The sequence below is a fragment of the Pseudoalteromonas sp. GutCa3 genome (genome assembly GCF_002836155.1).
GTDB lineage: Bacteria > Pseudomonadota > Gammaproteobacteria > Enterobacterales > Alteromonadaceae > Pseudoalteromonas > Pseudoalteromonas arctica.
This window is the reverse complement of the sequence record NZ_PJBK01000022.1, coordinates 179,491-205,538: the sequence shown is the minus strand read 5'-3', so window position 1 is coordinate 205,538 and position 26,048 is coordinate 179,491. Positions and strand designations below refer to the sequence as shown.

At 39.8% G+C, this 26,048-nt stretch carries 19 protein-coding genes; 13 read left to right on the top strand and 6 right to left on the bottom strand.

Going from position 1 to position 26,048, the window contains the following annotated elements; genetic code table 11:
• Positions 1-154 precede the first annotated feature (154 nt).
• Positions 155-1,879 (bottom strand): ubiquinone-dependent pyruvate dehydrogenase, encoded by a 1,725-nt coding sequence (gene poxB, locus CXF64_RS04380; RefSeq protein ID WP_101216408.1) that lies wholly within the window; start codon positions 1,877-1,879, stop codon positions 155-157.
• A gap of 316 nt (positions 1,880-2,195) precedes the next feature.
• Here poxB and CXF64_RS04375 point away from each other — a divergent pair, with 316 nt between their 5' ends.
• A complete protein-coding gene (locus CXF64_RS04375; RefSeq protein ID WP_101216407.1) occupies positions 2,196-3,851 on the top strand; it encodes an RluA family pseudouridine synthase in 1,656 nt (551 codons plus the stop codon).
• A 177-nt stretch (positions 3,852-4,028) separates the two neighbouring features.
• Entirely contained in the window at positions 4,029-5,948 is a 1,920-nt protein-coding gene (locus CXF64_RS04370) for a tetratricopeptide repeat-containing diguanylate cyclase (RefSeq protein ID WP_101216406.1), read from the top strand.
• A gap of 36 nt (positions 5,949-5,984) precedes the next feature.
• Here the strand turns inward: CXF64_RS04370 and CXF64_RS04365 are convergent, their stop codons facing one another.
• From CXF64_RS04365 to CXF64_RS04355, 3 genes are read right to left on the bottom strand one after another with little or no spacing between them, the layout of a single operon-like run.
• Positions 5,985-6,203 (bottom strand): DUF6500 family protein, encoded by a 219-nt coding sequence (locus CXF64_RS04365; protein WP_010553641.1) that lies wholly within the window; start codon positions 6,201-6,203, stop codon positions 5,985-5,987.
• A 29-nt stretch (positions 6,204-6,232) separates the two neighbouring features.
• On the bottom strand, positions 6,233-6,487 hold the full coding sequence (locus CXF64_RS04360; RefSeq protein ID WP_101216405.1) for a hypothetical protein: 255 nt from the start codon (positions 6,485-6,487) through the stop codon (positions 6,233-6,235).
• 59 nt (positions 6,488-6,546) lie between these two features.
• Positions 6,547-6,801: a hypothetical protein gene (locus CXF64_RS04355; protein WP_101216404.1), complete on the bottom strand. Its 255-nt coding sequence runs from the start codon at positions 6,799-6,801 to the stop codon at positions 6,547-6,549.
• Between the two features lie 348 nt (positions 6,802-7,149).
• Here CXF64_RS04355 and CXF64_RS04350 point away from each other — a divergent pair, with 348 nt between their 5' ends.
• The gene (locus tag CXF64_RS04350) at positions 7,150-7,575 is read left to right on the top strand and encodes a hemerythrin domain-containing protein (protein WP_024591907.1); all 426 of its coding nucleotides are present in this window, start codon (positions 7,150-7,152) and stop codon (positions 7,573-7,575) included.
• An 83-nt stretch (positions 7,576-7,658) separates the two neighbouring features.
• Here CXF64_RS04350 and CXF64_RS04345 read toward each other — a convergent pair whose 3' ends face one another.
• Positions 7,659-8,072 (bottom strand): hypothetical protein, encoded by a 414-nt coding sequence (locus tag CXF64_RS04345; RefSeq protein ID WP_007581772.1) that lies wholly within the window; start codon positions 8,070-8,072, stop codon positions 7,659-7,661.
• 426 nt (positions 8,073-8,498) lie between these two features.
• Here CXF64_RS04345 and CXF64_RS04340 point away from each other — a divergent pair, with 426 nt between their 5' ends.
• From CXF64_RS04340 to CXF64_RS04290, 10 genes are all read left to right on the top strand, one after another.
• A complete protein-coding gene (locus tag CXF64_RS04340; protein WP_101216403.1) occupies positions 8,499-10,859 on the top strand; it encodes a TonB-dependent receptor in 2,361 nt (786 codons plus the stop codon).
• Between the two features lie 10 nt (positions 10,860-10,869).
• Entirely contained in the window at positions 10,870-13,023 is a 2,154-nt protein-coding gene (locus CXF64_RS04335; RefSeq protein ID WP_101216402.1) for an FAD-dependent oxidoreductase, read from the top strand.
• 2 nt (positions 13,024-13,025) lie between these two features.
• The gene (locus CXF64_RS04330) at positions 13,026-13,844 is read left to right on the top strand and encodes a DUF547 domain-containing protein (RefSeq protein ID WP_101216401.1); all 819 of its coding nucleotides are present in this window, start codon (positions 13,026-13,028) and stop codon (positions 13,842-13,844) included.
• On the top strand, positions 13,831-15,165 hold the full coding sequence (locus tag CXF64_RS04325) for an ABC transporter substrate-binding protein (RefSeq protein WP_101216400.1): 1,335 nt from the start codon (positions 13,831-13,833) through the stop codon (positions 15,163-15,165). The genes CXF64_RS04330 and CXF64_RS04325 overlap by 14 nt, the downstream gene beginning before the upstream one ends.
• Positions 15,162-16,916, top strand: coding sequence for an ABC transporter permease (locus CXF64_RS04320; protein WP_101216399.1), 1,755 nt, complete (start codon positions 15,162-15,164; stop codon positions 16,914-16,916). Before CXF64_RS04325 ends, CXF64_RS04320 begins: the two co-directional genes overlap by 4 nt.
• Positions 16,917-16,971: 55 nt before the next feature.
• Positions 16,972-17,610 carry an ATP-binding cassette domain-containing protein gene (locus CXF64_RS04315; RefSeq protein ID WP_008165767.1) on the top strand — a complete coding sequence of 213 codons (639 nt, stop codon included), beginning with the start codon at positions 16,972-16,974 and terminating at the stop codon, positions 17,608-17,610.
• Positions 17,611-17,642: 32 nt separating this feature from the next.
• On the top strand, positions 17,643-18,323 hold the full coding sequence (locus CXF64_RS04310) for a CDP-alcohol phosphatidyltransferase family protein (protein ID WP_101216398.1): 681 nt from the start codon (positions 17,643-17,645) through the stop codon (positions 18,321-18,323).
• Complete coding sequence (locus CXF64_RS04305; protein WP_101216397.1) at positions 18,316-19,107, top strand: sterol desaturase family protein; 792 nt, start codon at positions 18,316-18,318, stop codon at positions 19,105-19,107. The genes CXF64_RS04310 and CXF64_RS04305 overlap by 8 nt, the downstream gene beginning before the upstream one ends.
• A 420-nt stretch (positions 19,108-19,527) precedes the next feature.
• A complete protein-coding gene (locus CXF64_RS04295; protein ID WP_101216395.1) occupies positions 19,528-22,188 on the top strand; it encodes a glycoside hydrolase family 16 protein in 2,661 nt (886 codons plus the stop codon).
• Between the two features lie 65 nt (positions 22,189-22,253).
• Complete coding sequence (locus tag CXF64_RS04290; protein WP_101216394.1) at positions 22,254-25,193, top strand: TonB-dependent receptor; 2,940 nt, start codon at positions 22,254-22,256, stop codon at positions 25,191-25,193.
• 90 nt (positions 25,194-25,283) lie between these two features.
• On the opposite strand, the gene CXF64_RS04285 is transcribed toward CXF64_RS04290, so the two are convergent.
• The gene (locus CXF64_RS04285) at positions 25,284-26,003 is read right to left on the bottom strand and encodes a hypothetical protein (protein ID WP_101216393.1); all 720 of its coding nucleotides are present in this window, start codon (positions 26,001-26,003) and stop codon (positions 25,284-25,286) included.
• Between the last annotated feature and the right edge of the window lie 45 nt (positions 26,004-26,048).

Below are 26,048 nucleotides of genomic sequence, written 5' to 3'. Positions count from 1 at the left end.
CTAAGTGTTTTAGCTCATTACATTGCACTTGAGTGAGCTCAAAAGCATCGTAGTGATTCCAACACTATACTAAAAACCTTCCATTTTAATCATATCCTACTTCTAATTTACACTTCCCTATTGAGCCAAAACACTCAATAGGGAAGTAACTTAACTAGCGTGACCAGTTAGTTTTGGCAAGCTCTACAATCTCGTTACCTTTGCCGTTAATTAACGCCTTCATCATGTAAACACTAAAGCCTTTTGCTTGCTCTAATTTGATTTGCGGCGGCATTGAAAGCTCTTGTTTTGCTGTATCGACTTCTAAAACAACAGGTCCTGAGTGGTTCATCATTTCGTTCATTGCCGATGGTAATTTTTCAGGATCGCTTACATGAATCCCTTTTAAGCCACAGGCTTCTGCAATTTTAGCAAAACTTGGGTTTTCTAAATCGGTATCGCTTGATAAAAACCCACTGGCTTTCATTTCCATAGCCACAAAACTAAGTGAGCGATTATTATAAACAACAATCTTTATTGGTAAATTAAGCTGCTTAAGTGAGATTAAATCGCCCATTAACATCGAAAAGCCACCATCGCCACACATTGCAATAACTTGGCGATCTCTATCAACAGATTGAACCCCCATTGCCTGCGACATGGCATTTGCCATAGAACCATGATTAAACGATCCAATTAACCGGCGCTTTCCATTCATTGATAAATAACGCGCAGCCCACACTGTTGGCGTACCTACATCGCAAGTAAAAACAGCATCGTCAGCTGCTTGCTCGTTGAGTAAACGTGTTAGGTATTGCGGGTGAATTAAATTTTGCGAGGTTTTTCCACTGGCTAATTCATCGAGATCTTGTCGAGACTCTTTGTAGTTTTTAACACTTTTTTGTAGGTGCGAACTTGTCCGTTCACCTTTAATATAATCAAGTAGTGTGGTCACTGAATTTTTTGTATCGCCTAACACGCCACAATCAATTTGCACGTGTCGCCCGAGTGACGCAGCCTGATTATCAATTTGCAATATGGTGGTATTTTCAGGATAAAAAGCACGATAAGGAAAACTAGTACCAATCATTAATAACGTATCGGCTTCTTGCATTGCATGATAGCCCGACGCAAAGCCAATAAATCCAGTCATACCAACATCGTAAGGGTTATCGTACTCAATAAATTCTTTACCGCGCATAGCATGTACTATCGGTGCTTGTAATTTTTCGGCTAGCGCAACTATTTCGTCGTGGGCATCCTTACAACCAGCACCACACAATAAGGTTACTTTTTTACTTTTATTAAGATGAGTCGCCATTGCTTCAATATCAGATAAAGCGGGGGTATAAGTTGCTAGTTTTGGCACGTTCCATTTTGGCTTGATAGCTTTAGGCATATCTTTTAATGCAATGTCGCCAGGTAGCACAAGTACACTCACGCCTTTGTTTAATATTGCTTGTCGCATTGCAGTTTCTAGCAGGTACGGCATTTGCTCGGGGCTCGAAACCATTTCACAATACACACTGCATTCTTTAAATAATTCTTGCGGATGGGTTTCTTGAAAATAGCTGCTGCCAATTTCAGATGAAGGAATATGTGCGGCAATAGCTAATACCGGTACATTATTGCGCTGACAATCAAATAAGCCGTTAATTAAATGAAGATTACCTGGCCCGCAAGAACCCGCACACACCGCAAGCTCGCCTGATAAATGCGCTTCGCCACCGGCTGCAAATGCGGCAACTTCTTCATGTCGCGTTCCTAGCCATTCAATTGTTCCCATTTTTCGCAGGCTTTCACTAATGCCGTTAAGTGAATCGCCAGTTACTCCCCAAATGCGCTTTACGCCCGCTTGTTCGAGGGTTTTAGTGATAAAACTTGCGATATTTTGACTCATAATATAGAACTCCTAAATATTCAGTTATTCTGCAAATTGATTTTTTGCCTCTGCTCTATCAAGTAAGTCATCGTTTCGAAATGCGCTCAATTGTTGAGAATCGATAGGCTTAAATATTTTGATAACGATAGATATATTACTACTGAGACTTTACTAACAAACGCCTGGGTTTGCTGCGCCCCCATACTGATACATAAAACATGAATGTCCGCTTTAAAGTGTTTATGAATATGCGGGTGCGAGATTTTTAGTGGCTTAACTATGAATATGTTATTATGCGCTCAATTATTTTACTGAATGCTTTTCTCTTACTTCTATGTCAAATTCTGCTTCGTGCTTTACATTATTTTCTCAAAATATTGATTCTCTCGCGCTTCCGGAAAAGTTTACTTTCCCTTTTTATTACGAGCCGCAACCATTAGCTGTAGCAGCCACAAAACAATTACAGCAACAACTTGAAACGTTAATGCATTTAAAAGCAGAAAATGCCGGTAAAATGTTTGGGGTTTTAGTGGTGCAAAATACTAAGCAACAATTAGGCTTTTTAAGTGCTTATTCGGGGCAAATTGAAGGTGATAAAGCCAATATTAGCTTTGTACCGCCAGTTTCTAGCATGCAGCTGCAAGACGATAGCTATTTGACTCAAAGTAAAATAATTAACGATATTAATGCTCAAATTGAGCAATTAGAAAATAGCGAACAACTGCATGAAGTTAATAGCAAACTTGATGATGCAACACAAAGCTACCAGCAAGCACTATTAGCCCAACAGGCAGTAATGCAAGCCGGTCGCCAGCAACGTAAAATACAACGTACCGAAGGAGAATTAGAGCTTAGCGAAAGTGATTTTGAGCAGTTAAAAAATAAGCTTGCAGGGCAAAGTATCGTAGAAAAAAAGCAACTGCTGGCACTTAAAGCCTATTGGCAAAATATAATCGAGTCACTGCAGCAAACACACATCAATATTTCTGATGAAATTGCTCATTTAAAAAAGCGCCGTAAAACGCTTTCTAAAAGCTTACAAAAAAAGCTATTTGCACAGTACCAATTTTTAAATGCAAATGGTGAAACTACAGACTTAAACGCCATATTTGCAGCACTGCCTGAGCATACTCCTCCTTCGGGTGCTGGCGATTGTGCAGCGCCTAAATTATTACAATACGCCTATAAACATGGCTTAAAGCCACTTGCAATGGCTGAATTTTGGTGGGGAGCTGCGCCTAAATCAGCAATTAGGCAACATAAAAACTACTACCCTTCTTGTTACAGTAAATGCCAACCAATACTTGGGCACATGCTAAAGGGTTTAGATGTTGAAGATAATCCGCTACTTACCAACCCAGCTCAGGGTAAAGATTTAAGTATTGTTTATAAAGATGACGACTTACTTGTGGTAAATAAGCCCGCTGAGTTTTTATCGGTGCCTGGCGTAAATATTGAAGACTCAGTTTATATGCGAATCAAAACGCAGTTTCCAGAGGCATCAGGCCCACTAATTGTACACAGATTAGATATGTCGACTTCTGGATTATTGATGATCGCACTTAATAAACGCGTGCACAAAGCACTGCAAAAGCAGTTTATTGAACGCACCATAGATAAACGTTATGTCGCATTAGTTAATGGTAACGTAGCTGAGGATAGCGGAGTAATTGATTTACCCTTAGTGCTCGACTTTGATGATAAACCGCGCCAAATGGTGTGTTACAAACATGGTAAGCCATCACTTACTACCTGGCAGGTTTTAGAGCGTAACAACGATATTACCCGATTACAGTTATACCCTAAAACAGGGCGAACTCATCAATTAAGAGTACATTGCGCGCACAGTTTAGGTTTAAACATGCCAATTATAGGCGACACACATTATGGACAAAAAGCTGATAGATTACATTTACACGCTGAGTATTTAGCGTTTACTCACCCAATAACGCAAAAACGATTAGAGTTTGAAGTAGCTGCTGATTTTTAATAAAAACACATAGCCACAACGACTATATTATACAATGTGTTGGTTTTTATTAATTAAATTGATATCGTTTATGGTCTTATTTTTTCAATAATGAGTATAAAAAACTGTTCAAGCCCAAGTTTATTAAGCAATGTAGAAAAGTATTTCCTAATAAAAATAAGTCAGCAAAGGATTAACATGACTAACAATACACAAATAAAGGTTTTGGGTAATACTTTATGGGCAAAGTATATTGTTCTCCTTTTATTTTTACTTTTAAGTAAGCTTGCCTCAGCTAACGGCGACTCATTAAGTGCAACTTTACATGCGCTAGACTTTGACACGACTCAAACTCTCATCAATAACATAAAACAGAATGAACTAGACTATCTTCAAAATGAAGACAAACTCACTCAAGCGTTTAAAATAAGCAAAGAGCAAAATTGGGAAAACCTTCATCTAGAAGCGGCCGCTTTGTATGCGGAGTTACTTTTTAGACAAGAAAAATACGAAGCGTTAAACACACACTTATCCTATTACTTAAAGAACAAAGAGTTACCAAATCAAAAAAGTGTATATTTATTATTTCTCGAATCACAACTTAAGTCTCTAGCGAGAGAGCCAAACCCAGCTCCAGCACAAACGCTAGCCACAAAGTTAGAAGAGAGCTTGCAACAGCATTCAACTAAAGAAAAAATCATTATTTTACGAGCACTTGCTTACTATTACACCGATACAGATGCATTGAAAAAGACCCTAAATGTTGCACTAGAGGGGTTAGAATTAGCATTAAAAGATGATGATTCAGCATCTCAAGGATACTTTTTTAGAAAAATAGCCGATGCATATAATTATCTAAACGAAAAAGACAAAGCCGTATATTATGCAAAAAAAGCGGTTGCGGCATATGAGCAAACACAAGATGGGCTTTTTACCTCAAAAGCATATTGGAGCTTAGGCAATGTATTGCTGGAGATTAAGAAACCTAAAGATGCCTTAATATACCTAGACAAAGCATTGCTCTATTTCAAAAAAGTTAATATGCAAAAAGGCTTAACCTTTGCTCAGTACTCAATTGCCAGTATTGAGTACTTACAAGCAAATTACGATAAAGCTTTAACTCTAACTAAAGAAAACATTGAGCTTGCTCGTTCTGCAGGTGTTCACGACATGCAACTCGCATCGCTCATTTTGTTAGCTGACATATATATAAAACTAGATTTACTTGATCAAGCAAATGAAGCAAACGATGAGGTGTTTTTTAAATTAGATAAATTCAGCCGCAGTATTTATAAAGCCGATTTTTTAAGTAAACGCTATGAGCTAAAACGACGCCTTAACTACACTGACGAGGCTTTTGAAGCAATTGAACAGAAGCTCCTTTATACAAAAAAACACTACGAAGCTACCAGTGAAAATAATATAAAAACACTACAGATACAGTTTGAAGTAAAAGAAAAAGAAGAAAAAATACAGCAACTAGAGTACGCAAAAGATATTAGTGAGCTACAAGCTAAAGAAGAATATCATCAAAAAATAATTTGGCGACTTAGCGCTGCTATTGCTTTTATTTTAGTTATTGCTTCATTATTTTTATTTTATCGGCAGGCTCGACAACGTCAAAAATATCACAATATTTCATTAACAGATTACCTAACAAATTGCCCTAATCGCAGAGGAATAATGCGCGCAGCAGAAGCAAAACTTGGTGAAGGTAAAATGACTATAGCAATTGTTGACTTAGACTACTTTAAAAAAGTTAACGACCATTTTGGTCACGATGTTGGCGATTTAGTTCTTATTGCCTTTGCAAAAGCTGCAAGAGAAACACTATGTAATGATCATCAGTTTGGCCGTTACGGCGGCGAAGAATGGTTATTTGCACTAAATACGGCTGATGAACGAATAATTCGCGATATATTTAACCGACTCGCTATTAGCTTCGCCGAGCATTGCAGTAATATAGAAGACTTTCCTAGTGATACAAAAATCACCTTTAGTGCAGGGGCCTCTGTAAGTGGCCCTTTAAAAAGCACACTAGATGTTCTTATTAAGCATGCAGATAAATTACTTTATAAAGCAAAAGAAAACGGAAGAAACCAAGTCGTTGTTGATTAAATAAACACAGCTAAAAGTATTGGCTCACTTACTTGACTAAAGTTCGTCTAAAACCATTTGTTTAATTTTATGTGCTTTTACAAAATGATCTAATTTATGGGTGTGTATCCACCAAGTAGCAGCTTCCATAAGTAGCTCTGGGTCGTCGTTTTTATTAGCAAAAAATGCATAAAAAGAAAGCCCTACATTTTCGCCTTTAGCTGCTATTTTTTTATCGCACACGGTAATTATTTTTGCTCTTAGTTCTTCCCTCATACATACCTTATTTAATTATATTTTTACTATTAAAATACGCCATTTAAAACGCTAACGATTAGCTGTAAAAGGCTTCTATCAACCAAGCCATGATTCTCAAGCTCTTTATTAGGCGTATTTACTTTTGCAGCTTTGCATTCATTATCTAATGTCTCATTTTTACGTGTATCGGTTTCGTATGCAATATCTGCTTGTTCCATACATTTTGCCGAGCCTGCGTAAGGCTGTGCCGCACAAGCGCTTAGTAATAAAAAAAGTGGAATTGCTATCAATAATTGTTTCATAACTAATCCTATTTTTACGCAACTTATTTACTTTAAATTACAGCTGCAAGTTAGCCTATTTACTTTTCTACCACCATTACAAAAAATTCAAAAAAGAACGTACCGATAGCATCAAAAAAAGTATCATTTTTTTCATCCTTTTTAATTTGTGCGCTAATGCATTGATTATAAACTTCTGAGCTTGTTTGAGCGCCATTTCGATCAACCGTTTCGGCCTCTTCAATGCATAAGTTAGGGTCAGAACGTGGGGCTGTACTACAGGCACTTAGTAAAGCGCACAGCAATAATGCGGCGATGGGGCTTTTTATGTTCATCCTTAAACTATCTTATTAAGTTAACGTACTACCTGCATTTATACCGATTGATATTATATGTGGGAGTAATACATATAGATTGTACCTAAATAATGTTGCTACTTTATCACTGCAATAAAATAAACAACCAGTAAATATTTGTAAGGTTCTGTAGGGATTTATACTCCCTTTTATAATTGAACTACGTGAAAGCCTGAAATTATTGCATTCATATCACTGTAAAATTTACAGTGATAGCAGCCTAAAAATAAAAAATCAAAATAAAAGCAATAAAATACATCAACTTAATATTTGGCATTTAGTTTGCACATTAGTGATATAAGCAAATAAATTGTAAAAGGATTAGTTATGAATATTTTTGAAGCACTACGTCATGACCATGACAAACAAAGAAAATTAGTAGATGCGCTCATTCAAACGCACGGCGACACAGAGCAGCGCCACACGCTAATGGACGAGCTAAAAACAGAATTAGAACAACACGCAAAATTTGAAGAACGTTACTTTTACAATCCACTTATGTTTGATGACTTAACTCATGAAAAAGCGCGCCACAGCGTAGCTGAACATCACGAAATTGATGAATTAATTGAACAACTTGAAGATACCGAAATGAGCTCGTCTGCATGGTTAGTTGCAGCTAAAAAGTTGCACCATTTAGTACATCATCATTTAAGTGAAGAAGAACACGAAGTATTTCAATTAGCGGGTAAAGCACTAACCGAAGGGCAAAAACAAAGCTTGGCAAAGCAATACAACGACGCTATGCATTAACGTATAAACCGACTTCCGCACTCCCTGTGTACTTATTGGTTATAAGCCAAATAGCTTATAACCAATTTTTTGCATATATTTTATTACTTTACAGTAAATTTTACGTCTTGGTCGCGTAACAAGTAAAGTGCGAAACACGCAGCCCACATTGGCCATGCAGTGAAGAATAATAAGTTATTAAAGCCATCTATATACTGGTTGTACGAAGAAAGCGTTGATAAGCCATGCATTACAAAAATGATACCGTAAGTTATACGCTTTTTAATACCCGCTAAAAATGCCAATACTAATACAAGTTGTAGAGCACCGATAACATAAGCAACTATGTCAGATGAGCCACTAATACCGTAAAAATGTTCGAAAATACGTGCGCTATGACCAGGGTTTACGAATTTATCGAACGTCCACATAACCATTACAATAAATACGCCTAAACGCAAAGATAAAAGTGACCATTGCAAACGGTTTTGCACATCAGAACTCATTGAACCTGTCATAAAATTTCCTTAAATGAATATTAATAAACGTTGAAGTAACCTAGACCGTATAAGTTATTTTTTATTTCAAAAAAATTTAATTATTTTAACTAAAAAAGTAATTAAGCTTTGTAGTAATAAAAGTGAAGCTTATTTTAGGAATTAAAAAATGCTGCGTAAAAGTTAACAACTTTAAAATGTTAGCAGGTGAAAAGTAGTCTATAATTTAAAAAGCCCATTAAAAGCAAATATTTACATTCACTCTAATACAATCGCTCTATTGATATTTTATCGACTGATAAAACTATAGTACTTAATTACCACCTTTATAATACATCTGTTTTGTTATGTTCTAAAAAACAAAAAGAATCGAAATTTTACTGAAATTTATTTTTAATCCTTTCGGTCTTTATCGCCAACAACATTTTAACCGTAGAGAGAAAACGTTTGAAACACGCATATTTAGCACTTTCCCTAGCCACCATATTAAATACACCACTTAATGCTTTTGCAGCCGAAGAATCAAAAACAACAAAAGATGGCGCAATAGAGCGCATTGAGGTGGCAGGCCAAGCTATTAAATCTCAAGGTCTTTCGGTTAAAAACGCCACTGTAGACGGCCCTTTTGGCGACAACTTAGCCCTACAAGATATAGCCCGCTCAGTCACACCAATTTCAAGCGAGTTAATAGAGCAACTCAATATTACGACTTTACAAGACGTGCTCGCAGTAAGCCCTAATACCTATTCAGCCAGTGGTTTTGGCGCACCAAGTTTACCTACTATTCGTGGGCAATTAGGTGAGCTTTTCCAAGATGGTACACGCCGCCAAGCTGGTAATAATGGCTTTGGTGTGCCCTTATCGTTCAACTCTATAGAACAGATAGACGTGGTAAAAGGCGCGCCACCGGTATTATTTGGCTCAAGCCAACGCAACGGTGGTTTTGTAAACTTACATTCTAAAAAAGCATCAACTGACGAAAGTAAAGGTAAAGCAACTGTATCTGCAGGCCGATGGGATCAGTACAGTGTTTTAGTGGATTACAGTGCACCCATTATAAAAGATAAAGTAGGATTTAGAGTAAGCGCTGAGCACATAGATAACGGCAGTTACTACGACTTTTCAGGCACGAAAAGCGACAGCTTATTTGCATCATTACGCGTATTACCCGATGACAAGAGCAGCTGGGATATTAACTTTGAGTTATACCAAGTTGAATTTACCGATAACGCAGGCATTAACCGCCCTACTCAAGCGCTAATAGATAATGGCCTTTATATTACCGGCCAAGGCGTGCAAGCAAACGGCAGTACCGTACCAGCAGCAGGTTCAATAATCTCACCAACTGGGCAAGTAAAAATAGACCGTAGTACAGTACTTACCGATCCTGATAATCAGAACGAAGCCACTACTTATTTACTACACAGCATTTATAAGCGTGAACTTTCCAACAACGCATCCATTAAAAACATCACGTATTTTCAGCACTTACAACGCGAAGAAATTGCACAAAATAGCTTTGTTGAAATTATAGATGGTGCCGATACCGCGCAAAACCGTACCGAGCTTACCTATCTTTGGAATAGCGATCAGCAAACAATTTTTGCATTTGATGTGCGTTATAACCGCGTATTAGGCTACAGCCAATTTACAACAGAAGCCGATTTACCTATTGATTTAACAGGCCCAATTTCAAATCGCCGCATTCCTTTAACTGATGTACAACAAGCGCGTTTAATTGAAATTAGCCCAGGTATATTTGTATCCCCTGGTGGTCAATATGATATTAATAATGACGGCAGTGGCGACTTTAACTTATCAGACACTACCGATTCGCGCTCATGGCAAACAGGCTTTGCTATTCAGCAAGATTCTGATTGGACAGATAAGTTTCATACAAGTGTTGGCTACCGCATTGATTTTTATGATGTAGACGCGCACGACCCAATAGCACCAGAGGGTGAAATTGCAGCTCGCGATAGCATTAACGATAAGCTACATTCTGGGCAAATAAGCTTTAACTACCGATTAAACGGTGATTACACCACTTATGGTGCAGCAAGTTACAACGAAGCCACATCAAATAGCATGGCTGGCGGCACGTCTCTTGGTGGCGACAACACGATTAGCGCACAAAACTTTTCAACCGAAAATACCTTAGTTGAATTTGGTTTAAAATACGCACCAACCGATAGTGATTGGTACGCCGATGGTGCAGTGTTTAGCCAACGTCGTAGTTTACGTAACCGTGATGGTAGTAATACCGGCATTCGTACTACCGGCTTTGAAAGCCAAGTATTTTATGATGCTTACCCTTATTGGCTAAGTGCTGGCTACAGCTATATTGATGCTCGCTACGATAATTCTGCAAGTAGCCAAGATTCAGCTCAAGTCGCTGATGCATTTGACAACTCACGTCCAGATATTATTGAAGGTACCAGTGTTGGCGCACCTAGCTTTACCGCTTTTGCACCTTCAAACACCCGTGTACAGGGTATCCCTGAGCAATCGTTCAGCTTTAACGGAAATTATTCAATTAATTCGAAATGGCAAACGGGTTTTTCAGGTCTATATACAAAGAGTTACCCACTAGACTTTTTGGCGACAGTAAAAATTCGTGATCAGTACACACTAAACGTAAATACTAGCTATGCTTTTACGCCTAGTACCAAGTTACGATTAGATGTGAACAACGTAACGAATCAAAAAAACTGGCGCCCAGTATTTGAAGGCGGTTACTTTGGTGCAACTTTAGCTTTTCCTGAGTTGCCAATTAACGCCAAGTTAACCCTTACGCATAGTTTTTAAGAGAGAGAACATGATTAAAAAAATATTTTTATTATTGATTGCAGCGGCCGCCGTCGGCCTGTTCTTTCATTTTGACTTACACCAACTACTTACGCTTGATGGTTTAAAAGGGTCAATGGATCAGTTTAGCGATTACAAAGAGCAGTCACCGTTGTTGGTTATTGGTGGGTTCTTTTTACTATACGTAGTTGTAACTGCTCTCTCTTTACCGGGCGCGGCTATTTTGACACTTGCAGCAGGTGCATTATTTGGCTTAGTTGAAGGCTTATTGGTTGCATCTTTTGCCTCAACTATTGGCGCAACACTTGCCTTTTTAGTATCGCGTTACTTACTACGCGACACTATTAAACAACGTTTTCCTGAGCGCTTAGCCGCAATTGATGCAGGCGTTGAAAAAGAAGGTGGATTTTACTTATTTACCCTTCGTTTAGTGCCGGTGTTTCCGTTCTTTTTAATCAATTTACTAATGGGTGTTACCTCAATAAAGTCATGGACTTATTACTGGGTAAGCCAAGCAGGTATGCTAGCCGGTACATTTGTATTTGTTAACGCAGGTACGCAACTGGCTCAAATAGATAGCTTATCTGGAATTTTATCATTCAACTTAATCTTATCATTCGCTTTATTGGGCATTTTCCCATTCATTGCTAAAGGAATCTTAAACGTGTTTAAAAAACGTCGCGTATACAAAAACTACACTAAGCCTAAAAAATTCGACCGTAACATGATTGTTATTGGCGCAGGCGCAGGTGGTTTGGTAACAAGTTATATAGCCGCTGCTGTTAAAGCAAAAGTAACCCTTATTGAAGCGGGCGAAATGGGCGGCGACTGTTTAAACTATGGTTGTGTTCCAAGTAAAGCAGTAATTAAAAGCGCTAAAATTGCAGAGCAAATTCGCCACGGTGAAAACTACGGTCTAGAAAACGCCACACCGCAGTTTTCGTTCAAAAAAGTAATGGCACGTGTACATAAAGTAATTGCCGATGTAGCACCACACGACAGTGTTGAGCGCTACACCGACTTAGGCGTAGATGTAGTAAAAGGTTACGGTAAATTAATAGACCCGTGGACTGTAGAAATTAAACTTAACGACGGTGGCACGCAAACACTCACTGCCCGTACTATTGTGATTGCCACTGGCGCACGCCCATTTGTACCGCCACTACCTGGTATTGAAGAAACAGGTTATGTAACAAGCGATACATTGTGGAATAAATTTGCAGAGCTAGATGAGGCACCTAAAAAACTTGTAGTACTAGGTGGCGGTCCAATTGGTAGCGAATTAGCACAAAGCTTTGCACGTTTAGGTTCAAGTGTTACGCAAATTGAAATGAGCGAACGCATCATGATCAAAGAAGACCTTGAAGTGTCTACTTTTGCTCACGAAGCGTTAACCGAAAGTGGCGTTAATATTTTAACATCGCACCAAGCACTTCGTTGTGAAACACGCGATGGTAAAAAATATATTGTTGTTAAACATAACGACAAAGAAATAGATATTGAATATGACGAGCTATTATGTGCCGTTGGTAGAAGTGCGCGCCTTAAAGGTTACGGTCTTGAAGAGCTAGGCATAGAAACAAACCGCACAGTAGTAACTAACGAGTACCTTGAAACACTGTACCCTAATATTTTTGCAGCAGGCGATATTGTAGGTCCATACCAATTTACACACGTGGCAGCCCATCAGGGTTGGTACGCAGCTGTAAATGGCTTATTTGGTCACCTTAAAAAGTTTAAAGTAGATTACCGTGTTATTCCGTGGACTACATTTATTGACCCAGAAGTAGCACGTGTTGGCTTAAACGAGCAAGACGCAAAAGACAAAGGCATAGATTACGAAATTACTCGCTTTGAATTTGAAGAGCTAGACCGTGCAATTACCGACAGCGCTACAAAAGGCTTTATTAAAGTGATTACACCCAAAGGCAAAGATAAAATATTGGGCGTTACCGTGGTATCTGAACACGCTGGCGATTTAATTGCTGAGTTTGTACTGGCAATGAAACACGGCTTAGGTCTTAACAAAATACTCGGTACTATACACAGCTACCCTACTTGGGCTGAAGGTAACAAATACGCAGCAGGTGAGTGGAAACGCGCTCATGCACCTGAAAAAGTGCTTAACTTGCTTGAAAAATACCACACTTGGCGTCGAGGTTAATTATGTTTAAAACACCTCTAAAAGCATTGCTACTTGGTTCGGCTTTAGTTGTAACATCGTTTGCAACATCATTTTCGGCCCAAGCCCAAAACATGCACGATAGCTGGAATGCATTGTTAAATAAGCATGTTGTCGCTATTAACCATAATCACAGTACTGAGGTTGATTACGCTGCCATAAAACGTGAGCATGCACAGCTAAAAACGTATTTAGATTCGTTAACGGCTGTAACACAAAGCGAATTTGACGCATGGGAAAAGCCTAAGCAACTCGCTTTTTTAATCAATGCTTATAATGCGTGGACTGTTGAGCTCATTTTAACTAAGTACCCTGATCTCAAGTCAATTAAAGACTTAGGGAGCTTTTTTAGCTCACCATGGAGTAAAGAGTTTGTGCCATTACTTGGCAAAACTCGCAGCCTTGATGATATAGAACATGGTTTAATACGTGGCAGCGGTAAATACAACGACCCACGCATTCACTTTGCAGTAAATTGCGCGAGTATTGGTTGCCCAGCGCTTCGAGAAGAAGCGTATACAGCCACTAATTTAGAGAGCCAATTGCAAGAGCAAACAGTGCGCTTTTTATCAGATATGACACGTAATATGGCTCAAGAAAATACGCTAAGCGTGTCTTCAATATTTAAGTGGTACGGCGATGACTTTGAAAAAGGCTTTAGAGGTACAAACACGCTACAGCAGTTTTTCTTGCAATACAGCGATGCACTTAAACTGATACCCGCTCAGCAAAAAGTACTTAAAAATGATGACATGAAAGTTAAATTTTTAGACTACAACTGGGATTTAAATGTTCGCCATTAAGTTTTGGCAAACACTGGCGCGATACAGCTTTTGCTGTGTCGCGTTTTGCGTTTGTGCAATCGCAAATTTAGCTGCTTTTTCAAGCTCTGTGTTTGCTAATACCGTTATTAACTCAAATAGTAAAAGTAATTTAGTAATAAACACACAACAGGGATCTCGCTGGCAACAAGTTCAAGCACTTGGTAGCAATCAAGATGTATACTTTTATGCATGGGGTGGCGACGCGCAAATAAATGCTTATATTCAATGGGCAGCGCAGCAAGTTAAAACTAAGTACAACATTAACCTGGTACATGTAAAATTAAGCGACACCAGCGAAGCAGTAAGCCGTGTACTTGCCGAAAAATCAGCAAACAATAGCAACCAAGGCAGCGTAGATTTAATGTGGATCAACGGGGCTAACTTTGCCACCATGAGTGAGCACTCTCTGCTTTTAAAGCAATGGGCGAGTAAACTTCCCTACTTTGCATTAACCGATCCGGCTAATAACCCTGCTGTAACCTTTGATTTTGGTTTACCTACCAATGGGATGGAGGCTCCATGGGGGCAAGCGTCACTTACGTTTTATTACGACAGCATTGCAATAAATGGTAATGCAAACAATAAATTGCCGACGACATTAAACGAATTATTAAACTGGAGCGCACAAAACCCTGGTCGCTTTAGTTACCCAAAGCCGCCTGACTTTTTAGGTATGAGCTTTTTAAAATACGCCTTAGTTGTACTGCATCAGCAAAGCAGCGAAAACATTAAAGCGCAGTTAAACCAACCAGCTACCGCTTTAAATACTGCACAAGTGCTAAATCCGTTATGGGACTTTTTAGATAAACTACACCCAACTCTTTGGCGTGGTGGCACTCATTTTATGCAAAGTGGTGCTCAAATGCGCCGCTTAGTAGACGATACAGAGTTGAGTTTAGCCTTTACTTTTTCAGCACCTGAAGTACCGGCAGCTGTAAAACGCTATGATTTACCAAACAGCATTCGCAGTTACGCAATGAGTGATGGCAGTTTAAGTAATACCCATTTTGTGGCAATCCCTTACAATGCAAGCCACCAGCAAAGTGCGCAATTAGTGGCTAATTTTTTACTCAGCCCTGAAGCGCAAGCTCAAAAGCAAAAAGCGCATATATGGGGCGATAAAAGCGTACTTATTCAATCAACGTTAACGCCTGAACAGCAAGCCTTATTTAAAACAGCTAAACCGCATCCAAGTGCACTGCCTTTAAACAGTATTAAACGCACATTGAGCGAACCTCATCCAAGCTGGGTAAACGCCATTATGCAAGGTTGGCAAACCCGTTATGGAGTAAGCCAATGAGCGTTATTTCAAAAAGTGTACCAGTAAATACCAAAGCAACAACGCAGTGCAGCACCGATATGTTTACGCGCATTGTAAAATTTAGCCCGCGATTTTTACTCGCTTTACTTATACTACCCGTACTTGGTGGCTTAATTAGCGTATTGCTGCCTGCCTTTGGTTATGCGCCCGTACTTGAGCAAACAACGTTTAGCTTGCAAGGTTTTAATGCCCTTTGGCAAACACCTGGCCTTACTCAAATGGTTACCTTAAGCGTTGCAACGGGCTTAATAAGTACTCTGCTTGCATTTATCATTACCTTAATGATTTTAGCTGCGTTTTTTAATAGCCCGTGGCTTAACCGAATTCAGCGTTTATTGAGCCCTATATTAGTGATACCTCATGCCGCCGCGGCTATTGCAGTAGGGTTTTTAATTGCCCCTTCAGGTATGATTTCACGCTTAATATCGCCTTGGTTAAGCGGCTGGGAACTTGCGCCAAACGGCATGTTTCCGCATGATTCGTTCGGTATTAGTATTATTTTAGGCTTAACACTAAAAGAGCTTCCCTTTTTATTATTAATGGCACTGGGCGTACTTGCTCAACCTGAGCTTGGCAAAAAATTACGCCAACAACACAAAGTCGCGCTTAACTTAGGTTATTGTCCAATGACCGCCTTTTTTAAAGTAATACTGCCAAGTCTTTATCCGCTACTGCGCTTGCCGCTTTTAGCAGTGCTTGCCTATGCAAGCGCAAGTGTAGAAATGCCTCTTATATTAGGCCCAAATACACCACCCACGTTGGCCGTTGCAATAATGCATTGGTTTAACGATGTTGATTTAAACCTGCGTATTAAAGCCTCAGCAGGTGCTTTATTACAACTGGCTGTTACAGGCGGGTTATTAGCGCTTTGGCTTGGCGGAGAAAAAGCCGTAAAAGTATTATTTAGCGACTCGCTCACTAATGGGGTGCGCGAATACGGTGGATTTTATTGGCAAAAAATAACGGTAGTACTCACCACATTAGTAATTAGCTTTATACTGTTGTCACTTATTGGTCTAGTTATGTGGTCGGTTGCAGGTTTTTGGCGTTTTCCAGATGCAATGCCTGAGCAATTTACGCTACTGCATTTTAAAAGTGCGCTAATGCAAATGGGCAGCCCGCTTTTTAATACGCTAGCAATCGGTTTAGTAACCACACTATTTGCCATTATTCTTACTTTATTGTGTTTAGAATCAGAGCAGTTGAGTGACAAACCTATTTCTCGTTTTACCAGTTTAATTATTTACTTACCGTTATTAGTACCCAGTATTGCCTTTTTGTTTGGGCTAGTATGGATACAACAGTTGGTAAATAACCAAGCCGCATTTTTTAATGTGGTACTTACGCATTTACTGTTTGTGTTGCCTTATGTGTTTTTGTCACTTGCGAGCAGTTATAGGCGCTTAGATCCTCGTTTTGCTCATGTTGCAGCAAGCCTAGGCGCAGCACCATGCAAGGTGTTTTTTAAAGTAAAACTACCTCAGTTGTTTGCCCCTATTTTAATTGCAGCCGCACTGGGCTTAGCAATTAGTTTTGGACAATACCTCCCCACGCTTTTAGCTGGCGGCGGGCGCATAGCCACAATAACAACCGAAGCCGTTACGCTTGCCAATGGCGCAAGCAGACGCACCAGTGCCGTGTACGCTATTATGCAAATGGCGTTGCCGCTTATTGGATTTATACTGGCATGGGGTTTACCTAAATATTTTTTCAAAAGTGCACGTGTTTAAACATGCACATATTTAAAGCACCCATGTTTAACACTATCAGGGTTAAGGTTTTTTAATGCAGTCATCGTTACAGATTAAAAATTGTCAGCTTTATCGCCAAAATGAGCTGTTACTTAGCTTAAACGAGCAAGTTAATGGCGGTGAAATTCTGACTATTATGGGCCCATCAGGCAGTGGTAAATCAAGCTTATTAAATTGGCTTACGGGTACTTTACCAAGTAGCTTTAAGGCCAATGGTGAAGTGTGGCTTAATGGTCAAAATATCGATAACACCCCTCCACACTTGCGCCATATTGGAGTGCTTTATCAAGACGCTTTATTGTTTTCGCATTTAACTGTTGCTGGTAACATTGCCTTTGCAATGCCCAAAGGTAATAAAAAACAACGCCTTGAAAAAATAGAACACGCACTTGAGCAAGTAGGTCTTAAAGACATGGGTAATCGTCATCCCGATAACTTATCGGGCGGGCAACAGGCCCGTGTTGCATTATTACGTATGCTGCTGAGTGAACCTAAAGCCATTTTACTCGACGAACCCTTTAGCAAACTCGACACCCAACTGCGTGTTGATACACGCGAACTCGTGTTTAGCCAAATACGCGATCATAAGCTACCTGCAATTATGGTAACTCACGACCATAGCGATGCCGACGCTGCAAATGGCAAACTCATTACTTTAAGTAGCGCACTTTAATACATAGCTTTAATACGCATAAGGCAAAAAACATGCTAGACAAATTTATCACCCCTGTAATTAAGCCACTTTTAACACCTGTGGTTATGATTATGCATAAACGCGGCATAACTGCCGATCAGCTCACCGTGGTAGGCTTTTTAGTTGGCTTATTAGCCGTGCCATTACTGGCGTTTGAAATGTGGTACGGCGCATTAGTTGCCATTGCTTTAAATAGAATTTTAGATGGACTTGATGGCGCATTAGCACGCTATGCAAACCAAAGTTCAAGCGCGGGTGGCTTTTTAGATATCACACTCGACTTTTTATTTTACGCGGCTATTCCGCTTGGCTTTATTTTGGCAAACCCTGAGCAAAACGCGATAGCGGGCTCGATATTACTTGCTACTTTTATTGGCACAGGCTCCAGCTTTTTAGCTTTTGCGATTGCCGCCGAAAAATTTAAACTCGAAAAACCGCAGTTTAAATACAAAAGCTTTTACTACTTAAATGGCTTAACCGAAGGCACTGAAACAATAGCGCTATTTATTGCATTTTGTATTTGGCCGCAGCACTTTGCGGTTATGGCAAGCATTTTTGCTATTGCGTGTGGCATAACCATTTTTACCCGTACACATGGCGGTTATCACACCCTTAAGCAACAAGAAGCCGATGCTGATAAAGCAGCTGAAGATTCGCTTAGCAGTGCAAATTCTGAGGTAATAAATGAATAATGAAATATGGTGGCGACTCGGCTGCTTTTTTAGCATTTTAATTATAATGATGCTGCTTGAATGGCAAAAACCAGCACGACAATCACCCATTAAAAGCAGCACACGCTGGTTTGCTAACTTTGGGTTAGTGTTTGCATCATCAGTTATTGCGCGCTTAGTGGTCCCCATTGGGTTAACCGCTGTAGCACTTTACAATCAAGAGCACGGCATTGGCTTATTTAATCAAATAGCCCTACCAAGCAGTTTAATTATTATATTGAGCATACTTTTACTCGATATATTAATTTATTGGCAACATAGATTATTTCATCAAGTGCCTATTTTATGGCGCTTGCACCGCGTACATCATGCCGATGCCCATGTAGACACCAGCACAGGTCTTCGGTTTCACCCTATCGAAATTGTGCTGAGTATACTTATAAAACTCATTGCAGTAACTGCTCTTGGCGTACCTGCTATTGCGGTACTTATTTTTGAAATAGCACTTAATGGTTTAGCACTATTTAATCATGCAAATATACGCTTACCTAAAGCCATTGAAAAGCCACTGCGTTTAATATTAATGACGCAAATATTGCATCGAATTCACCATAGCCAAGTTGTTAGCGAAACTAACTCAAACTATGGTTTTAGTGTAATTTGGTGGGATAAACTATTTGGTAGCTACAAAGATAAAGCAAAAAAAACCGACGCAGATATAAATATTGGCTTAAAAGAGTACCCCAACCAAAAGCAAAATGCATCACTTTGGGGATTACTTTCAATGCCTTTTAAAAACAAGTAAAAACAAATATATTTCGTCCCATACAATACCAATCGACTTAAAATTGCTGTTATGTAGATTGGTATAAACAAAATACTCTTTAAATACTATAAATATACCTGTCACTAACCTTTTAATTGTTAAGTCCTTTCCTACTTTTTGACGTAAAAAATATTCCGTTCTTGCTCCCATCAAAAAACACAAACAACGTAACCATTTGTATAAAATGCAATTTATGTACAGTCTCAAATTGGTAAACTGGTCTTACCGTAAACTAATTGTAAATAAAATAAACAAATATGTTGACCATTTGCGTACTCCACAATATCATTTGTAAGCGCTTACAAAACACATATCAAAATGTAAGCGCTTACAGCACGAAAAAACAAAGCTCAAAAAACAATTAATCTGACAATAATCTGTTGAAACCGGGGTTCAGTTATGAACATTGAAACAACGCACATTACACGTTTACTTGCCGCTATCTCTTTAGTTACGTTAGCTGGCTGTGGTGGCGACTCTGCCACTAAATCAAATTTTGAAAATGTAGATGCCTCTGAACCAGTATCAGATTGGCAAATGGTTTGGAGCGACGAGTTTGAAGGCTCAGCCATTGATACAAACAAATGGAACTATGAATTAAACTGCAATGGCGGTGGTAACAACGAGAAACAGTGTTACACCGACAGCGAGCAAAATGCATTTATTGCAGACGGTGTGTTAAACATTGTTGCCCTACCCGCTGAAGAAGGTGCAGAAAAACCTTACACTTCAGCGCGCTTAAATACGCGTTACAACGCTGACTTTACGTATGGTCGCTTTGAAGTGCGCGCCAAACTTCCATCAGGACAAGGTAGCTGGCCAGCATTTTGGATGCTGCCAACAGATGAAGTTTACGGCACTTGGCCTCGTTCTGGCGAAATAGATGTTTTAGAATCAGTAAATCTTAAAACACCGGATGAAGACGGTGGAATAGAGTCAAGCATCCACGGCACACTTCATTACGGACGCGCGTGGCCAGATAACAGCTCTACGGGCAAAGAATTTAAATTCCCTGAAAATACTAACCCGGCAGATGATTTCCACACGTATGCTGTTGAATGGCAAGAAGGTGAAATTCGCTGGTACGTAGACGGTTACCTTTATGCAACTCAGCGTCAATCAGAAGTTCGTACTAATGCAAGTGACGAGGCTGTAGGTCTAAAACACCGTGGCTGGTTTGCAGAATATTTTGAGCAAGGTTCTGGCGAGCTTGAAACTCACTGGGATAGCGCACCATTTGATAAAGATTTTCACTTATTGCTAAACCTAGCAGTAGGCGGTGACTGGCCTGAAAACGTAAATGATTTAGGTGTAGATGCTAGCGCATTTGAAAACGGCCAAACCTTTGCTATTGATTACGTACGCGTTTATCAATGTGCATCAAACCCTGAAACAGGTAAAGGCTGTGAAACTATTCGCCCGGGTTACAATAGCCTAGACGATGCTTTGCTTGAAGGCGATGCACCAATTCCTAGCCCACCTTCGACAGGCATTGCAACACCACTGACTATTTTTGGTGAGTCATTTAATCCAAATTGGCCTGCATGGGATTGTTGTGGAGGATCTACTCCCGCTATTGTTGCAGATGAAACCCAAGGTGATGTAGTTGAATTTGTAGTAGGTGCAGAACCCACTGTAATGGGCTTTATTAGCCGTGAGATTTTTATTACTGACGAAGCAGGAAAAGCTAGCCCGTTTGATGCTTCTCCAATGCTGGATGAAGGTTACGTTCGTTTTAAAATGAAAGTAACAAATGCACCAAGCACTGCTGATGCAGCTTGGCTTGTAAAACTTGAAAGTAATGAAGGTTCTAGCGCATTAGAAATGCCGATTACAGATAGCATTGAAGACGTAAGTCCTGTTGTTGGCCAATGGCAAACTTATACATTTTTATTAAAAGATCTAGATGCTGCAAATTTAGATATTAGTGCAATTGATGTGATCATGGTGTTTCCAGCATGGGGCGCAGGTGAAGGCGCTGTTTATTTAATTGACGATGTTGAGATTACTCAAGATAACTTAGGCGTATCACCTGAGCTTACTATTTTTACTGATGAGCAAAATCTAGCATGGCCAATGTGGGATTGTTGTGGTGGCTCAACCCCTGTTGAAACTATGGATGATGAAGAGCATGGTTTAACCGCAGAATTTAGCATTGGTGCAGAGCCTACTGTAATGGGCTTTAATAGCCGCACATCGTCAGGTGGCGCAGGTGAATCGTTTGATGCTAGTAGCATTTTAGATGAAGGCGTTATTCAATTTGATTTAAAAGTAACGTCTGCACCGAGTGACCCAACTACACCGTGGTTGTTTAAAGTTGAGTCAAACGAAGGTGACTCTGCAGTAGAGCTTGAATTAACGGCAAGTGTTGAAGGCGTAGCGCCAGTTACTGGCGAGTGGCAAACATATACGTTTAAGCTGTCTGATCTTGCAGCTGCTGGCTTAGATGTAAGTACTATAGATGTACTAATGATTTTCCCAGCATGGGGTGCAGGTGAAGGCTCTGTTTACCGTGTAGATAACGTTAAAATTTATAATCCAAATGCAGCGCCAGCTGCAACGGGTGAGCTTACTGTATTTAAAGATGCAGCTGCCGATCAGTGGAGTATTTGGGATTGTTGTGGTGGCTCTACACCAACAACAGAAACCGATGATGACGCGCATGGCGCAGTAGCGCAATTTAGCATTGGTTCTACTGCTACAGTAATGGGCTTTATTGCTGATGAAGACGTATCGTTCGATGCCTCTGCAATACTTGAAAATGGTGTAGTTCAATTTGATATGAAAGTTGTATCAGCCCCTTCAGATATTGACGCACAATGGCTATTTAAAATTGAATCAATTGGTACATCGAGTGCCGTAGAGCTTGCTTTATCTAGCAGTGTTGAAGGCCAAGTACCTGTAACGGGCGAATGGCAAACATACACCTTCCCTCTTCAGCAATTATTTGATGCCGGCTTAGACATTAGCGCATTAAACGTAATTATGGTTTTTCCTAGCTGGGACATGGGCGATGGCGCGCTTTACCGTATAGACAACGTGATTATTGCGAATCCATAAAACACACACCAATAGGCGCTTAGCGCCTATTGCTACACAACAACATTTTATAAAGCAGAGCTATTATGAACACATTCAATTTTAAAAAGAGCCAACTTGCGGCTTCTGTGTCTCTCATCATTGCTGCGAGCACATTAAACACAGCTATTGCGGCAGAAGCAGAAACAGAAACAAGCGTTTCATCTGATGTAGAAGTTATTGAAGTAAAAGGTATTCGTGGTTCACTTATTCGTTCTATGGATATGAAACGCGACTCTTCGGGTATTGTAGATGCTATCTCGTCTGAAGAAATGGGTAAATTCCCAGATACAAACTTAGCAGAATCATTACAGCGTATTACCGGTGTATCGGTAAGCCGCGCTAACGGTGAAGGTAGCCAAATTACAGTACGTGGTTTTGGTCCTGAGTTTAACTTGATTACCTTAAATGGCCGCCAAATGCCGGGCACAGGTTATACACGCTCGTATAACCTTGAAAACGTTGCCTCTGAAGGCGTAAGTGCGCTTGAAGTATTTAAAACAGCTCGAGCAGACGTGCCAAGCGGTGGCTTAGGTGCAACGGTTAATATTTCTACTGCGCGCCCTTTTCAAAAGCCGGGTCAAAATTTTTCGGCAACCGTTAAAGCAAACCACGACTCGTCAAACGAAGCTGGCGATGACGTAACACCAGAGTTTTCTACTGTTTACAGCAATACCTTTGTAGATGACACTTTTGGTTTCGGTTTTTCATTTTCGCACCAAGAGCGTGACTTTCAAAAACAAAGTGCCAATATTCAAGGCTGGCAGGCAAACGTAGACTTACCTGAATTAGATAGCAGCAACGTCGTTGATAACCGCACAGATTCTGCAGGTAACTACTACTTCCCTAAAGACATGAACTACTCTATTGAAGATGTAGAACGTGAACGTACAAACGGACAAGTTACTTTTCAGTTTGCACCGGTAGATGGCTTTGTAGCCACACTCGATTACACTGCAAGTAAAGCAGTTACAGGTTCTCAGAGTATTGGTTGGGGTATTTGGAACGACTTTGGTAGCAATATTAATGGCTACGAACTAGATGAAAATGGCACTGCAGTATATGCAGACATTAGCGGTAATGACGCGTCATTCACAGCTAATAAAGGCACTACAGAAGTAAAAGCCCGCTCTCTTGGTTTAAACCTAGATTGGGAAATTAGCGACACGTGGCACGTAGAGCTTGATTACCACGACTCTAAAAACGAAACTGATAACGGCGCCGATGACGGGCTGGGAAGTGCCGGCCAAGTAATTTTAGGTTCTGATCAGCTAGCTAATAAGATTTATGATTACCGTACGGGCGAAGTACCCAGTGCACAAGTTAATTGGTTAAATGGCACAAGTGAATTAACGCCTGGCGAAATTGATTCAAACTTTAGTCAGTTTATTCATTCACCAGGTGAATCAAACATTGAACAATTACAGCTACATACAACATGGTATAACGAAAGCTATGACATTGGTTTAGTTAAAGTTAAATTTGGCGCATCACGTACAGAACAAAACACCGGTGGTTACACCGCGTGGAGTGGTTTAGTAGGTGGTCCAGGCTTTAACCCATCATATACAGAAATATTCCCAGATAGTATGTTTACCCGCAACGACACATCAGGCCTTTTAGATCAGTTTGATGGCGGCGGCAGCGACTTACAACCTGGTTACTACTATACCTATGACTTTGACGAAGCTGTTGCGCGCCAAATTGCGTATTTAACGGCTGATGTAACGGGTGGCGATGCATATACAGCTAATGCATACGCAGACGGAATAGATAGCGAGAGCTACGTAGAAGAAATCACTAATAGCTTTTATGTTCAATCAAGCTGGGAATTTGACGTAAGTAACTACTACGTAAAAGTAAATGCAGGCCTACGCTATGAGCAAACAGACGTAACAAGTACTGTGCGCCAACGCGTTGAAGATCAAGTTAATTGGATCAGCGCTTCAGAGTGGATCATGCAATACGCTGCTGGCGGCGATGATAACTTCTTAGAGCAACAAGGTGATTACGATGTTTTACTGCCTTCAATCGACGTAAGTGTTGATTTAACTGAAGACGTAGTAGCCCGCGTATCTTGGGGTAAAACAATGTCGCGTGCACCACTAGGTAATTTAGCCGGTGGTCGTAGTTTAACAGGCAGCCCAAAACCAGGTTCTCGTACAGGTAGCCAAGGTAATACAAACTTATTGCCGTTTGAATCAACAAACCTTGATTTATCACTTGAGTATTACTACGCAGAAGGCAGCTACGCGTCTGTTGGTTACTTTAAAAAAGATGTTGATAACTTTATTCAAACCACCATTACGCAAACCACTATTGATGGCTTGTATGATATTTTAAACGGCCCTCGTTACTTACAAGCCGTAAGCGATATTGAATCACGTGGTGAGCAAGCAACAACCGACGCTATTTTTGCACAAATGATTGCCAGCGGTTATGGTAATGCAAATGGCGTGATTGAACCAAGCAGCGACGATCCGCTAATTACATGGAATATTAGCCAGCCACAAAACACCGACAGTAAATCGGTAGATGGTTTTGAAGTAGCTGTTCAGCACTTAATTGGTGAAACCGGTTTTGGTATTGGTGTTAACGCAACATTTGTAGATGGCGACGTAGAATTTGATAGCGAAAGCCTAGATCAACAAGCACCGCTTACGGGCTTAAGTGACTCTGCTAACTTCCAAGGCTTTTACGAAAAAGACGGCCTATCCGTTAAAATTACTTACGCGTGGCGCGACTCATACCTAATTGGTGTTGGCCAAGCGCAAGGTTCAGCTGATGCGCCTCCGCAATATGCTAAAGCGTATGGCCAATGGGATATGAGCGTTAACTACGATGTAAACGAAAACGTAACGGTATTTTTTGATGGCATAAACTTAAACAATGCAACCGAAGAAGGTTACGGACGTTACGAAGAGCAGTTCTTATTTGCTAATCAATACGGTCCTCGTTACTCAATTGGTGCTCGTTACACGTTCTAACTAAATTTCCTTTAGTAAAAAATGCAAAAAACCGCTCACTGAGCGGTTTTTTATTGTCTTAACTCTTAGCTATTTACCAGTAATGAGCAGTTAACCTCCGACCTTTGGTAAAGGTTTCTTACTTAATATCTCAAATGTAATTAAATCCACAAGCATTGAATAAACCACATTATTATTAATAAAAATAACAAAAAGCTCACCGTCAGAATTTAAACCTGATTCAATTATACGATTATAATCTGTAATAATTTCAGTGTAATTAGAGCCATCAACTTTACTTAAAGCAAAGGTCCGATTGTCGGTATTATCCAGTTTATTATCTAAATTAGTATCACTATTTATTACCTCATAAGAGATAATACGGGTGGCTGATCTTTCATTAAACTCATCATCTACAAGTGGCATTATATCTATAATCAACTGATCTATAGATTTAAATAACCAAACAGAGTTATTAGTAATGCTATTAATGAAGAGAACGTTTTTTGATCTAGTTGGTTTATAGCTACTTCCGCCAAACTCACTATACATCCCCAGTACTTCACTTTTTTCTACAAACAGTTTTTCGGACTCAAGTGCAATAAAATAAAAATCGGTGCCACTTATTTTATGTGGATAACCTAAGCGCCAGTTTTCTTCTTTGTTGTCGTCTTGAGCTAAATTTAATGTTGTTTGTTTTATGAGGTTTTGATCTTTAAAAATAACAGAAGCAAGTTGAAATAAAACAAACAACATCGCAATTATAAGCCCACTAAATAAAACCAGCCCATTAAGATGCCATACCCATTTAAAAAATTTATCTGATTTCATGTTATTCCAACTTCTAAACTACTTAATTTTAAAGTAGATAATTAT